This window comes from Streptomyces sp. NRRL WC-3605 (assembly GCF_001509795.1).
GTDB classification, from domain to species: Bacteria; Actinomycetota; Actinomycetes; order Streptomycetales; family Streptomycetaceae; genus Streptomyces; species Streptomyces viridochromogenes.
Genome location: NZ_LLZN01000013.1, coordinates 127,227 through 141,021, shown reverse-complemented (window position 1 = coordinate 141,021; position 13,795 = coordinate 127,227). Strand labels below are relative to the sequence as shown.

The window sequence follows — 13,795 nt, the reverse complement described above, 5'->3', positions numbered from 1 at the left end:
CGGCGGACCCGTTCACGGTCCACACCCGGTGGATCGAGACCGAGTTCGTCAACGACATCAAGCCCTTCACCGCCCCCACCGACACCGGCACCGACGAGGCGGGACGGGACACCGTGGTGGTCGAGGTCGGCGGGCGGCGCCTGGAGGTGTCGCTGCCCGCGTCCCTCGGGATGGCCCTCGCCCGCACCGGCCTCGAAGCCGGGGCCCGCCCGAAGCGCCGCGCGGCGCGGACCTCGGGCCCCGCCGCCTCCGGCGACACCCTCGCCTCCCCGATGCAGGGCACGATCGTCAAGGTCGCGGTCGAGGAGGGCCAGAAGGTCGCGGAGGGCGACCTGATCGTCGTCCTGGAGGCCATGAAGATGGAGCAGCCCCTCACCGCGCACCGGTCCGGCACCGTCAAGGACCTGACCGCCGAGGTGGGCGCCTCCCTCACCTCCGGCGCACCGATCTGCGAGATCAAGGACTGAGGACGTCCGAGGAGGTGCGAACCGTGACACACGACGACGGGCGCGAGCCGCCCGCTCCCCAGCCGCCGGCGTGGCTCCTGGCCGGCGAGGACGACGAGAACGACAGCGAACAGCCGCACATCTGCCGGGGCATCGACTGACGAAAGCACGCTCCCTTTTCCCGGGCGCGGGGCCTTTTCGCCCACCCGCACGCCTGCCTTTTTCCCTCACCCTTTTCCAAGGAGAGCTCATGCACAGCACTTTGATCGTGGCCCGGATGGAACCGGGCTCCGCGGTCGATGTCGCCAAGCTGTTCGGCGCGTTCGACGAGACCGAGATGCCGCATCTGATGGGCACCCGGCGTCGTCAGCTCTTCCAGTACCGGGGGCTGTATTTCCACCTCCAGGACTTCGACGCCGACAACGGCGGCGAGCTGATCGAGAAGGCCAAGTCCGACGAGCGTTTCGTGCGCATCAGCGAGGACCTGAAGCCCTTCATCGAGGCGTACGACCCGGCCACCTGGCGGTCGCCCGCCGACGCCATGGCCCAGCGCTTCTACTCCTGGGAGGCGACCCGATGAGCGGTCGTCGTGTCGTCATCACCGGGATCGAGGTGCTCGCCCCCGGCGGCGTCGGCAAGGACGGCTTCTGGGACATGCTGAGCGAGGGCCGGACCGCCACCCGCGGGATCACCTTCTTCGACCCGAGCCCGTTCCGGTCCCAGGTCGCGGCGGAGATGGACTTCGACCCGGAGCGGCACGGCCTCACCCCGCAGGAGATCCGCCGGATGGACCGGGCCGCCCAGTTCGCGGTGGTCGCGGCACGCGGCGCGGTCGAGGACAGCGGCATCGACCTCGCGGCCCACGAGCCGCACCGGGTGGGCGTCACCATCGGCAGCGCGGTCGGCGCCACGACCGGTCTCGACGAGGAGTACCGGACCGTCAGCGACGGCGGCCGGCTGCACCTGGTGGACCACGCCTACGCCGTACCGCACCTGTACAACTACCTCGTCCCGAGCTCCTTCTCGGCCGAGGTCGCCTGGACGGTCGGCGCCGAGGGCCCCAACACCGTGGTGTCCACGGGCTGCACGTCCGGCATCGACTCGGTCGGCTACGCCGTCGAGCTGATCCGGGAGGGCTCGGCGGACGTGATGATCGCCGGCTCGTCGGACGCGCCGATCTCCCCGATCACCATGGCCTGCTTCGACGCCATCAAGGCGACGACCCCGCGCAGGGAGGACCCCGAGCAGGCGTCCCGGCCGTTCGACGGCACCCGCAACGGGTTCGTGCTCGGCGAGGGCTGTGCCGTGTTCGTCCTGGAGGAGCTGGAGAGCGCCCGGCGTCGCGGGGCCCACGTCTACGCCGAGATCGCGGGCTACGCCACCCGCAGCAACGCGTACCACATGACCGGTCTGCGGCCGGACGGCGCGGAGATGGCGGAGGCCATCACGGTGGCGCTGGACGAGGCCCGGATGAACGTCGACCAGATCGACTACATCAACGCGCACGGCTCCGGCACCAAGCAGAACGACCGGCACGAGACGGCCGCCTTCAAGAAGAGCCTCGGCGAGCACGCCTACCGGACCCCGGTCAGCTCCATCAAGTCGATGGTGGGCCACTCGCTCGGCGCGATCGGTTCCATCGAGATCGCCGCCTCGGCCCTGGCCATGGAGCACCACGTGGTCCCGCCGACCGCGAACCTGCACACCCCGGACCCCGAGTGCGACCTCGACTACGTGCCGGTCACCGCCCGCGAGCAGCTGACCGACGCGGTGCTGACGGTCGGCAGCGGGTTCGGCGGCTTCCAGAGCGCGATGGTGCTCGCCCGTCCCGAGAGGAGCATGGCATGAGCGCGGTGGTGGTGACGGGCCTCGGCGTCACGGCACCCAACGGCCTGGGCGTCCAGGACTACTGGGCGGCGACCCTCGCCGGGAAGAGCGGCATCGGGCGGATCACCCGCTTCGACCCCTCCCAGTACCCGGCCCGGCTGGCCGGGGAGATACCCGGCTTCGCGGCCGAGGAGCATCTGCCCAGCCGCCTGCTGCCGCAGACCGACCGGATGACCCGCCTCGCGCTGGTCGCCGCCGACTGGGCGCTGGAGGACGCCGGGATACGGCCGCAGGACCTGCCCGACTCCAGCATGGGCGTGGTCACCGCGAGCTCGTCGGGCGGCTTCGAGTTCGGGCAGGGCGAGCTGCAGGCGCTGTGGAGCCGGGGCAGCCAGTACGTCAGCGCGTACCAGTCCTTCGCCTGGTTCTACGCCGTCAACAGCGGACAGATCTCCATCCGGCACGGCATGAAGGGCCCCAGCAGCGTGGTCGTCAGCGACCAGGCCGGCGGTCTGGACGCGGTCGCGCAGGCCCGCCGGCAGATCCGCAAGGGCACGGCCGTCGTCGTCTCCGGGGCCGTGGACGCCTCCATCTGCCCGTGGGGCTGGGTCGCCCAGCTCGCCGCGCAGCGGCTGACCACCCGGGACGAGCCGGCCCAGGCGTACCTGCCGTTCGACGCGGCCGCCGACGGCTACGTCCCCGGCGAGGGCGGCGCGCTGCTCGTCCTGGAGTCCGAGGAGTCGGCGCGCTCCCGCGACGCGCGGATCTACGGCGAGGTCGCCGGGTACGCCGCCACCTTCGACCCGGCGCCGGGCAGCGGGCGCCCGCCGGGGCTGCGCCGGGCGATCGAACTCGCACTGGCCGACGCCCGGATGGAGCCCGGCGAGATCGACGTCGTGTTCTGCGACGCCGCCGCCGACCCCGAGCTGGACCGGGTGGAGTCGGAGGCGATCACCACGGTGTTCGGCCCGAACGGCGTCCCGGTGACCGCGCCGAAGACCATGACAGGCCGCCTGTACTCGGGTGCGGCCCCCCTGGACCTGGCCACCGCGCTGCTGTCCCTGCGCGACGGGGTGATCCCGCCGACGGTGCACGTCACGCCGTGGCCCGAGCACACCCTCGACCTGGTGACCGACCGCCCGCGCGAGGCCGGACTGCGCTCGGCGCTGGTCCTGGCCCGCGGCCACGGCGGCTTCAACTCGGCGGCGATCGTCCGGGCGTCCGCCTGAACGACCCGCCACGACCCAAGCGAACGAACGAGAGGAACCCCACGTGTCCACACAGCAGTTCACCCTCGACGACCTCAAGCGCATCCTCATCGAGGGCGCCGGCGCCGAGGAGACCGTCGACCTCGACGGCGACATCCTCGACGCCGACTTCGAGCACCTCGGCTACGAGTCGCTGGCCCTCCTCGAGACCGGCGGCCGGATCGAGCGCGAGTACGGCATCACCCTCGACGACGACGTCCTGTCCGAGTCCAACACGCCGCGCGCCCTGATCGACGCGGTCAACGGGCAGCTGGGGAGCGGGACGCAGGCCGCCGCCTGATCCTCCCCGGCACCCGGCACTCCCCGATCCGCCGCCGTCGGCACCCCTTCGGCCGACGGCGGCGCATTCCCTCGTAGCCATGACCGCAAAAGGAGTTGGAAGAGACATGCCGCAGCAGCAGACGCAGCGGGTCGCACTGATCACCGGGGCCACCAGTGGCATCGGACTGGCGGCCGCCCGGCAGCTGGGCTCCGCCGGGCACCGGGTGTTCATCGGAGCCCGCGACGCCGACAACGTGGCCGCGACGGTCAAACAGCTCCAGGAGGAGGGCATCGAGGCCGACGGCGCCGCCGTGGACGTCCGCTCCCGGGACGCGGTCCGCGCCTTCGTGCAGGCCGCCGTGGACCGGTTCGGCGGCGTCGACGTCCTCGTCAACAACGCAGGCCGCAGCGGCGGCGGCGTCACCGCCGACCTCGCGGACGAGCTGTGGGACGACGTCATCGACACCAACCTCAACAGCGTCTTCCGGATGACCCGCGAGGTCCTCACCACCGGCGGCATGCGCGACCGCGGCTGGGGCCGGATCATCAACATCGCCTCCACGGCCGGCAAACAGGGCGTCGTCCTCGGCGCCCCCTACTCCGCCTCCAAGCACGGCGTCGTCGGCTTCACCAAGGCGCTCGGCAACGAGCTCGCGCCCACCGGGGTCACCGTCAACGCCGTCTGCCCCGGCTATGTCGAGACCCCCATGGCCCAGCGGGTCCGCCAGGGCTACGCCGACGCCTACGGCACCAGCGAGGACGCGATCCTCGAGAAGTTCCAGGCCAAGATCCCGCTCGGCCGCTACTCCACCCCGCAGGAGGTCGCCGGCATGGTCGGCTACCTCGCCTCCGACACCGCCGCCTCCGTCACCTCCCAGGCGATCAACGTCTGCGGTGGCCTCGGCAACTTCTGACCCCCGCCCCCCGAGAAGAAGAGGACGAGGACGTGACCACGACGAACGCGACGACCCGCGAGGTGGCGCACGAGATCACCGTCTCGGCCCCCGCCGACGCCGTCTACCGGCTGATCGCGGAGGTGGAGAACTGGCCGCGGATCTTCCCGCCCACCATCCACGTGGACCACCTGGAGAAGGGCGGGCGCGAGGAGCGCATCCGCATCTGGGCCACCGCCAACGGCGCCCCCAAGAGCTGGACCTCGCGCCGCACCCTGGACCCGGACAACCGCCGGATCACCTTCCGCCAGGAGGTCTCCGCGCCCCCCGTCGCCGCGATGGGCGGCGCCTGGGTCATCGAGGAACTCCCCGGCGGCGGGTCGCTGGTGCGGCTGCTGCACGACTACCGGGCCGTCGACGACGACCCCGAGGGTCTGGCCTGGATCGACGAGGCCGTCGACCGCAACTCCCGCTCCGAGCTGGCCGCCCTGAAGGAGAACGTCGAACGGGCCCACGCCACCCGCGAGCTGACGTTCTCCTTCGAGGACACCGTGCTCATCGAGGGCGCGGCCAAGGACGTCTACGACTTCATCGACCAGGCCGACCGCTGGGTCGACCGGCTGCCGCACGTGGCCCGCGTCCGCTTCGAGGAGCCCGCGCCCGGCCTGCAGGTGCTGGAGATGGACACCCGGGCCAAGGACGGCTCGACGCACACCACCAAGTCGTACCGGGTGACGTTCCCGCACCGCGCGATCGCCTACAAGCAGGTGACGCTTCCGGCGCTGATGACCCTCCACACCGGCCTGTGGACGTTCGAGGAGTACCCGCGCGGGGTCGCCGCGACCTCCCAGCACACGGTCGTGCTGAACCCCGACAACATCCAGCGGATCCTCGGCCCCGACGCGACCGTGGAGGACGCCCGCGAGTACGTCCAGGGCGCGCTGAGCACCAACAGCCGGGCCACGCTGGGCCACGCCCGGGACCACGCGGAGAAGAGCCGCTGACCATGGCCACCGACACCTCCGGAGCCGGCCGGGTCGTCGTGGTGGGGGCGGGCCCCGTCGGCCTGTTCCTCGCCGGGGAGCTGCGCCTGGGCGGCGCCGACGTCGTCGTCCTCGAACGGCTGCGCACCCCCACCACGGAGTCCCGTGCCTCCACGCTGCACGCCCGCACGGCCGAGCTGTTCGACTGCCGGGGCCTGCTGGACGCGCTCGGCGACCCGCCCAGGGAGCCGCGCGGCCACTTCGGCGGCGTCCCCATGGACCTGACGGTGCCCGGTCCGTACGCGGGCCAGTGGAAGGTGCCGCAGACCCGGACCGAGGAGCTGCTCCAGGACTGGGCCCGCGCCCTCGGCGCCGACGTCCGGCGCGGCTGGGAGGTCACCGGACTCGACCAGTCGGACGCGCATGTGGAGCTGACGGTGGCGGCCCCCGACGGTGAACGGCGGCTGCGGGCGGCGTACGTCGTCGCCTGCGACGGCGAGGACAGCACCGTACGCGCCCTGACCGGGGCGGCCTTCCCGGGCTCCCCGGCGGGCCGCGAGCTGCTGCGGGCCGACATCGCCGGCGTCGACATCCCGAGCCGGCGCTTCGAACGCCGGGAGCACGGGCTCGCGATCGCCGCCAGGATGCCCGGCGGCACCACCCGGGTCATGGTGCACGCCTTCGGCCGGCCCGCCCGGCCGCGCACCGGACCGCCCGCGTTCGCCGAGGTCGTCGACGTCTGGCGGCGGGTCACCGGGGAGGACCTGAGCGGCGGGCGGCCGGTGTGGCTCAACGCGTTCGGCGACGCCAACCAGCAGCTGGAGCGCTACCGGCACGGCCGGGTGCTGTTCGCCGGGGACGCCGCGCACCGGCAGATGCCCAGCGGCGGCCAGGCACTCAACCTCGGCCTGCAGGACGCGGCCAACCTGGGCTGGAAGCTCGCCGCGGTGACCCGCGGCCGGGCCTCCGACGGGCTGCTCGACACCTACCACGACGAACGGCACGCCGTCGGGCGCCGGGTGCTCGCCAACATCCGCGCCCAGGCGCAGCTGCTGCTCGGCGGGCCCGAGGTGGAACCGGCCCGCGCCCTGCTCGCCGAACTCATCGAAGCGGGCCCCACCCGGGACCACCTCGCGGCGATGATCACCGGGCTCGACATCCGCTACCCGGTGGGCGGCGCCACCCACCCCCTGCTCGGCGCCCGGCTGCCGCTCGGCACGCTCCCCACCCCGGACGGCCCGGTCGGGGTCGCCGAGGCGCTGCGGGACGGGCGCGGGCTGCTGCTGGTCGCCGACTCGGCCCGGGCGGAGCTGCGCTGGCTCGGCAAGATCTGGGCCGACCGCGTCACCCCGGTGGCGGTACGGGCCGGCGCGGACGCGCCCCTGCACGGCGCCGAAGGACTGCTGGTACGCCCGGACGGCCATGTCGCCTGGGCGGGCGCGGACCCGTGGGCGGCCACGGCGGCGATCCGGCACTGGTTCGGGCGGCCGGACCCCGGGCTGTGATCCCACGCGAGGCCGAACACCGCAGGTCAGAGCAAGTCGTACATGTTCCTATCGATTCGGGCGACGTGCAGAGAGGGAAGCACTGTGGACACGGATGTGATCGTCGTCGGTGCGGGGCCGACCGGCCTCATGCTGGCCGGAGAACTGCGGCTGGGCGGAGCCCGGGTCGTGGTCGTGGAGAAGCTCGCCCAGCCGACCGGGCAGTCCCGGGGGCTCGGCTTCACCGCCCGCGCCATGGAGGTGTTCGACCAGCGGGGCCTGCTCCCGCGCTTCGGAACGCTGGAGAAGAGCCCGATGGGCCACTTCGGCGGCATCCAGTTCGACTACACCGTCCTCCAGGACGCCCACTTCGGCGCGCGGGGCGTCCCCCAGTCGCAGACCGAGGCCGTCCTGGAGGAGTGGGCCGGTGAACTGGGCGCCGACATCCGCCGGGGCTGGGAGCTGACCAAGCTGTCCGAGGACGGCAACGGCGTCGAGATCGTCGCCGCCACCCCCGACGGCGAACAGCGGCTGCGCGGCGCCTACCTGGTCGGCTGCGACGGCGGCCAGAGCGTCGTGCGCCGGGCCGCCGGCATCGGCTTCCCCGGACTGCCCGCCACCCGCCGGATGTACCTGGCCGACGTCACCGGCTGCGCCATCCGCCCCCGCTTCCTGGGCGAGCGGCTGGAGCACGGCATGGTGATGGCCGCGCCGCTCGCGCCCGGCGTCGACCGCATCATCGTCTGCGAGGACGGCACCCCCGCGGGGGACCGCCCGCAGACCGTGGAGTTCGAGGAGGTCGCCGCCGCCTGGGAACGCATCACCGGCGAGTCCCTGGCGGGCGGCGGCGCCGACTGGGTCAGCTCCTTCACCGACGCCACCCGGCAGGCCTCCGCCTACCGCAAGGGCCGTGTCCTGCTCGCCGGGGACGCCGCGCACGTCCACCTTCCAGCCGGCGGACAAGGGCTCAGCACCGGTGTCCAGGACGCCGTCAACCTGGGCTGGAAGCTGGCCGCGGTGGCCCGTGGCGCCATGCCCGACACCCTGCTCGACACGTACCACGACGAACGGCACCCGGTCGGCGCCCGCCTGCTGATGAACACCCGCGCCCAGGGCATGATCTTCCTCGGCGGCCCCGAGGCCGACCCCGTCCGCGCCGTCTTCGGCGAGCTGATGGAACTGGAGGACGTCCGCCGCCGGCTCGCCGGCATCGTCAGCCACCTCGACGTCACCTACGACCTCGGCCCCGGAACCCACCCCCTGCTCGGCCGCCGCCTCCCCCCGCGCCCGCTGGAGCTGCCCGACGGCACCCGCACCGGCACCGCCGACCTGCTCCACCCGGCCCGCGGCGTCCTGCTCGACCTGGTCGGCGACCCCGCCCCGCGCGAGACCGCGGCCCCCTGGAGCGACACCGTCACCGTGGTCACCGCCCGCCCCGAGAACCCCGACGCCTTCGCCGGGGCCACCGCCCTCCTCGTCCGCCCCGACGGACACGTGGCCTGGGCGGCCGGCGGCACCGAGCGCGACGACGTGACCGCCGGCGTCGACCGCCTCGTCGAGGCCCTGCACCACTGGTTCGGCAGCCCGGAGGTGGCGTAGCGCCATGACCACCGCGTCCCTGTCCGTCGGCCCTCGCGTACGGCGGATCACCCTGAACGCCGCCGGGCCCACCCTGTCCGCCCTGCTGAGCGCGCCCCCGGACACGCCGCCGCGTGCCACCGTGGTCGCGCTGCACGGGGCCGGGATGAGCGCGGGGTACTTCGACGGCGGGGCCCAGCCCGACGCCTCCCTGTGCGCGCTGGGCGCGCACCTGGGCTTCCAGGTCCTCGCCGTCGACCGGCCCGGCTACGGCGACTCCGCCGCCGGGTTCCCCGACGGCCTGGACCTCGCCGGGCAGGCCCGCGTCCTGGGGGCCGCGCTCGACGACTTCCGCGCCGGGTACGACACCGGCGTCGGAACGTTCCTGCTCGCGCACTCCTTCGGCGGCAAACTCGCCCTGACGCTGGCCGCCGAGACCCCGCCGCCGGGACTGCTGGGCCTGGACGTCTCCGGCTGCGGGCACCGCTACGCCCCGCGCTCCGAGGAACTGCTCACCGGCACCGACCGGGCCCGCTGGAAGCACAACTGGGGCCGGCTCGCGCTGTACCCGCCGGCCACCTTCCGGCACAGCGCCGACTTCGTCCGCCCGGTGCCCGAACGGGAGCTGCGGGCCGCGTCCGCCTGGCCCGACGTCTTCGACGCGCTCGCCCCGCGCGTGCGCGTCCCCGTACGGCTGACGTTCGCCGAGCACGAACTGTGGTGGCGGCACGACGCCGACGCCCTCGACGACCTGCGCGCCCGGCTCAGCTCCGCCCCGCGCGTGGTCGTCGACCGGCAGCCCGACGCCGGGCACAACATCAGCCTGGGCCGCACCGCCCGCGCCTACCACCTGCGCGCCCTCGCCTTCTTCGAGGAGTGCCTGCCCGAACGGGACGGTCCATGACCGGGTCCGCCACCGGGAAACGGGGGCCGAGAGGACTGCTGGCCACCGGGACGCGCTCGCTGGGCGTGCGCAACTTCCGGCTCTTCGCCGGCGGGCAGATCGCCTCCGTGACCGGCACCTGGATGATGGTCGTCGCCCAGGACTGGCTGGTCCTCGACCTCACCGGCGACTCCGGCACCGCCCTCGCGACGGTCACCGCGCTCCAGTTCACGCCGATGCTCCTGCTCACCCTGTACGGCGGCCGGATCGCCGACCGGTACGACAAGCGGGCGCTGCTGACCGGGGCCAACATCGCCTCCGGGCTGCTCGCGCTGCTGCTCGGCCTGCTGGCCACCGGCGGCGCCGCCCGGCTGGGACACGTGTACGCGTTCGCCCTGGCCCTCGGCGTCGCCAACGCCGTCGAGGTGCCCGCCCGGCTGTCCTTCATCGCCGAGCTCGTCGGGCCGGAGCTGGTGCCCAACGCCTCCGCGCTCAGCGGCGCCTACTTCAACATCGCGCGGGTCCTCGGCCCCTCGCTCGCCGGGCTGCTGATCGAGGCCGCCGGCACCGGCACCGTGATGCTCCTCAACGCGGCCAGCTACGCGGCGACCGTCGCCGGGCTGCGCGCCATGCGGCCCGGCGAACTGCACCGGCCCGAGCGGCCCGCCGCCCGCGACGCCCGGGTCGTGGAGGGCCTGGCCCATCTGCGGTCCCGGCCCGACCTGGTGGCCACCTTGGCCCTGCTCGCCGCCGTCTCCCTGTTCGGCCTCAACCTGCAGCTGACCCTGCCGCTCATGGCCCGGACCGTCTTCCACACCGACGCCGCCGCGTTCGGCCTGCTCACCGCCGCGCTCGCCGCCGGGTCCCTGCTGGCCGCGTTCACCAGCACCCTGCGCCGGGGCCGCCCGCCGGCCCGGCTCGTCATCGGCTGGGCCTGCGCCTTCGGCGCGCTGGCCGCGGCCACCGGCTGGGCGCCGAACCTGACGGTCGCCCTGCTCCTGCTCGTCCCGACCGGCTTCGCGTCCCTGTACTTCGCGCAGGCCGCCAACCACCGCGTCCAGCTGGGCAGCGACCCCGCCTACCGGGGCCGCGTCATGGCCCTCTACACCCTGATCCTGCAAGGCACCGCCCCGCTCGGCGCCCTGTTCGTCGGCGCCGTCACCCAGTACCTGGGCACCCGCGCCGCGCTGTGGGCGGGGGGACTGATCTCCCTGGCGGCCGCGCTCGTGGCGGCGGCCGCCGACCGCCGCGGCGCGCACGACGCCGGTACCGCCGGGACCGAGCGGACGACCCACCCCACCACCCGGACCGGGAGCCGCCCGTGAACCACCTCTCCGCCCCGCACCCCGCCCCCGGCGCCCGGCAGCTCGGCCCGTCCGACCTGCACCTGTGGCTGCTGCCGGCGCCGGCCTCACCGCGCGACGCGCCCGTCATCGAACTCGACGAGGACGAGCGCCGGCGCGCCGCCGCCTATCGTCGGTACGCCGACCGGCAGATGTACGTCGCCGCCCACGTGGGCCTGCGCCGGGTGCTGTCCGTCTACACCGGCGTCGCGCCCCGGCGGCTGGTCATCGGCCGTGAGTGGTGTGAGGAGTGCGGGGAACGGCACGGCCGGCCCGTCCTCGTCGACGTGCCGGGCGCCCCCGAGTTCTCCCTCTCCCACAGCCACGGGCTCGCCCTGGTCGCCGTCGCCCGCACCCGGGTCGGTGTCGACGTGCAGGCGCTGCCGTCGCCCGCGACCGTCGACGCCTGCCTGCCCCTGCTGCACCCGGCCGAGCGCCAGGAGATCGCCCGCGTCCCACCCGAGCGGCGGCCGACCGCCTTCGCCCGGCTGTGGTCCCGCAAGGAGGCGTACCTGAAGGGGCTCGGCACCGGGCTCGCCCGCGCCGCCGACCTCGACTACCTCGGCGAGGGCGCCGAGTCCTGGCGCCCGGCCGGCTGGACGGTGCGCAACATCCCGTTGTGCGAGGGCCATGTCGGCGCCGCCGCGCTGGCCGGCGCCGGCGACCGGCGGGCCGCGCTGCACCCGGTGCCCGCCGACTGGCTGCACGCCCGGGACGCCGTGGACCGCATCCACGCCGTCGAACCGGGACTGCGCACCGTGCTGCGCGCCCACGACCCGTCGTCCGTCCGCCCGCACGACCTCATCGACACCAGGAACAGGAAGGAAAGGGCCCAGGCATCATGACCGTCGTCGATCCCGAGACGCTCCTGCCCGACACCGACGCCCCCGAGGCGGACCGGTTCTCCGAACTGGCGGCCATCAAGGAGATCGCCCGCGGCGGCCCCGACCCGAGGGCCACCGAACGCCAGCACGCCAAGGGCAAGCTGACCGCCCGCGAACGCATCGAACTGCTCCTGGACCCCGGCTCGTTCACCGAGGTGGAGACCCTGCGCCGGCACCGCGCGCAGGGGTTCGGACTGGAGGCCAAACGGCCGTACACCGACGGCGTGATCACCGGCTGGGGCACGGTCGAGGGCCGCACGGTCTTCGTGTACGCCCATGACTTCCGCATCTTCGGCGGCGCGCTCGGCGAGGCCCACGCGCAGAAGATCCACAAACTGATGGACCTCGCCATCGCGGCCGGCGCCCCGCTCGTGTCGCTCAACGACGGCGCGGGCGCCCGCATCCAGGAGGGTGTCTCCGCCCTCGCCGGGTACGGCGGCATCTTCCGGCGCAACACCAAGGCGTCCGGGGTGATCCCGCAGATCAGCGTGATGCTCGGCCCGTGCGCGGGCGGCGCCGCGTACAGCCCGGCGCTCACCGACTTCGTGTTCGCGGTCCGGGACATCTCCCAGATGTTCATCACCGGCCCCGACGTGGTGAAGGCGGTGACGGGGGAGGAGATCACGCAGAACGGCCTCGGCGGCGCCGACGTCCACGGCGGCACCTCCGGCGTGGCCCACTTCGTCTACGACGACGAGCGCACCTGCCTGGAGGAGGTCCGCTATCTGCTGACCCTGCTCCCCTCCAACAACCGCGAACTCCCGCCCGCCCACCCCACCCGGGACCCGGCGGACCGCCCCGGCGACGCCCTGCTCGACCTGGTCCCCGCCGACGGCAACCGCTCCTACGACATCCGCAAGGTGGTCGAGGAGATCGTCGACGACGGCGACCACCTGGAGGTGCACGCCGCGTTCGCCACCAACCTCGTGTGCACGCTCGCCCGGATCGACGGGCACGTCGTCGGCATCGTCGCCAACCAGCCCGCGTCCATGGCCGGCGTCCTCGACATCAAGGCCAGCGAGAAGGGCGCCCGGTTCGTCCAGTTCTGCGACGCCTTCAACATCCCGCTGGTCACCCTCGTCGACGTGCCCGGCTTCCTCCCCGGCGTCGACCAGGAGCACGAGGGCATCATCCGGCGCGGCGCGAAACTCCTGTACGCGTACTGCAACGCCACCGTGCCCCGGGTCTCCGTCGTCCTGCGCAAGGCGTACGGCGGCGCCTACATCGTCATGGACTCCCGGTCCATCGGCGCCGACGTCGCCCTGGCCTGGCCCACCAACGAGATCGCCGTGATGGGCGCCGAGGGCGCCGCCAACGTGGTCTTCCGCCGCGAGATCGCCGCCGCCGACGACCCCGAGGCGATGCGCCGCCGCAAGATCGAGGAGTACCGCAGCGAGCTCGTCCACCCCTACTACGCGGCCGAGCGCGGCCTCGTCGACGACGTGATCGACCCCCGCGAGACCCGGCACGCCCTCAGCCGCGCGCTGACGATGCTCGCCACCAAGTCCGAGGCGCTGCCCACCCGCAAGCACGGCAACCCGCCCCAGTGAGGAGCACCCCATGACCCCGACCCCGGCCGACCTGCTCGCCGCCACCTCGGTACGCGTCCTGCGCGGCACCCCGAGCCCCGAGGAACTGGCCGCCTTCACCGCGGTCCTCACCCTCCGCCTGACCCCGGCCCCCGACCCGGCCCCGCCCCCCCCCGCCCCCGCCGCCCGGACGCGCCCCGACCGCACCCGCCCCTACACCAGCCCCCGGGCCTGGCACATCTGACCCGCACACGGCGGCTCCGCCTCCACCGGGACTCCCTCGGGACACCCGGCACCTCACCCGGCCCGCGACCGTGGCCGCCGGGCAGCCCGGCCGATCCTGGCGGAGCGTCGAACGACCGGGTCGCCGTCAGCCCCTCGGCCCCCGAGGCCCTTCGGCCCTCCGGGGCCGGCAC

14 protein-coding genes are annotated in these 13,795 nt (G+C 74.0%); all 14 read left to right on the top strand.

Annotation, left to right across the window (positions count from 1 at the left end):
- Positions 1-467, top strand: a 467-nt coding sequence (locus tag ADL34_RS04950; RefSeq protein ID WP_159038889.1) for an acetyl-CoA carboxylase biotin carboxyl carrier protein subunit, incomplete at its 5' end; no start/stop codon positions are given.
- A gap of 229 nt (positions 468-696) precedes the next feature.
- Positions 697-1,026 (top strand): TcmI family type II polyketide cyclase, encoded by a 330-nt coding sequence (locus ADL34_RS04945; RefSeq protein WP_062674199.1) that lies wholly within the window; start codon positions 697-699, stop codon positions 1,024-1,026.
- Entirely contained in the window at positions 1,023-2,294 is a 1,272-nt protein-coding gene (locus tag ADL34_RS04940) for a beta-ketoacyl-[acyl-carrier-protein] synthase family protein (RefSeq protein ID WP_062674197.1), read from the top strand. Before ADL34_RS04945 ends, ADL34_RS04940 begins: the two co-directional genes overlap by 4 nt.
- Positions 2,291-3,502, top strand: coding sequence for a ketosynthase chain-length factor (locus tag ADL34_RS04935; protein WP_062674195.1), 1,212 nt, complete (start codon positions 2,291-2,293; stop codon positions 3,500-3,502). The genes ADL34_RS04940 and ADL34_RS04935 overlap by 4 nt, the downstream gene beginning before the upstream one ends.
- A gap of 43 nt (positions 3,503-3,545) precedes the next feature.
- Positions 3,546-3,821, top strand: a complete 276-nt coding sequence (locus ADL34_RS04930; protein WP_062674193.1) for an acyl carrier protein — start codon at positions 3,546-3,548, stop codon at positions 3,819-3,821.
- A gap of 106 nt (positions 3,822-3,927) precedes the next feature.
- Complete coding sequence (gene fabG / locus ADL34_RS04925; RefSeq protein ID WP_062674192.1) at positions 3,928-4,716, top strand: 3-oxoacyl-ACP reductase FabG; 789 nt, start codon at positions 3,928-3,930, stop codon at positions 4,714-4,716.
- 32 nt (positions 4,717-4,748) lie between these two features.
- On the top strand, positions 4,749-5,699 hold the full coding sequence (locus ADL34_RS04920; protein ID WP_062674190.1) for an aromatase/cyclase: 951 nt from the start codon (positions 4,749-4,751) through the stop codon (positions 5,697-5,699).
- Positions 5,700-5,701: 2 nt separating this feature from the next.
- Positions 5,702-7,183 carry an FAD-dependent monooxygenase gene (locus tag ADL34_RS04915; RefSeq protein WP_062674188.1) on the top strand — a complete coding sequence of 494 codons (1,482 nt, stop codon included), beginning with the start codon at positions 5,702-5,704 and terminating at the stop codon, positions 7,181-7,183.
- Positions 7,184-7,225: 42 nt separating this feature from the next.
- On the top strand, positions 7,226-8,761 hold the full coding sequence (locus ADL34_RS04910) for an FAD-dependent monooxygenase (protein ID WP_062674186.1): 1,536 nt from the start codon (positions 7,226-7,228) through the stop codon (positions 8,759-8,761).
- Positions 8,762-8,765: 4 nt separating this feature from the next.
- On the top strand, positions 8,766-9,644 hold the full coding sequence (locus tag ADL34_RS04905; protein WP_062674184.1) for an alpha/beta hydrolase: 879 nt from the start codon (positions 8,766-8,768) through the stop codon (positions 9,642-9,644).
- Complete coding sequence (locus tag ADL34_RS04900) at positions 9,641-10,948, top strand: MFS transporter (protein WP_062674182.1); 1,308 nt, start codon at positions 9,641-9,643, stop codon at positions 10,946-10,948. Before ADL34_RS04905 ends, ADL34_RS04900 begins: the two co-directional genes overlap by 4 nt.
- Entirely contained in the window at positions 10,945-11,811 is an 867-nt protein-coding gene (locus ADL34_RS04895; protein WP_063892256.1) for a 4'-phosphopantetheinyl transferase family protein, read from the top strand. Before ADL34_RS04900 ends, ADL34_RS04895 begins: the two co-directional genes overlap by 4 nt.
- On the top strand, positions 11,808-13,400 hold the full coding sequence (locus tag ADL34_RS04890; RefSeq protein ID WP_062674180.1) for an acyl-CoA carboxylase subunit beta: 1,593 nt from the start codon (positions 11,808-11,810) through the stop codon (positions 13,398-13,400). Before ADL34_RS04895 ends, ADL34_RS04890 begins: the two co-directional genes overlap by 4 nt.
- 10 nt (positions 13,401-13,410) lie before the next feature.
- Positions 13,411-13,623 carry an acyl-CoA carboxylase subunit epsilon gene (locus tag ADL34_RS04885; protein ID WP_062739769.1) on the top strand — a complete coding sequence of 71 codons (213 nt, stop codon included), beginning with the start codon at positions 13,411-13,413 and terminating at the stop codon, positions 13,621-13,623.
- Positions 13,624-13,795: the final 172 nt, after the last annotated feature.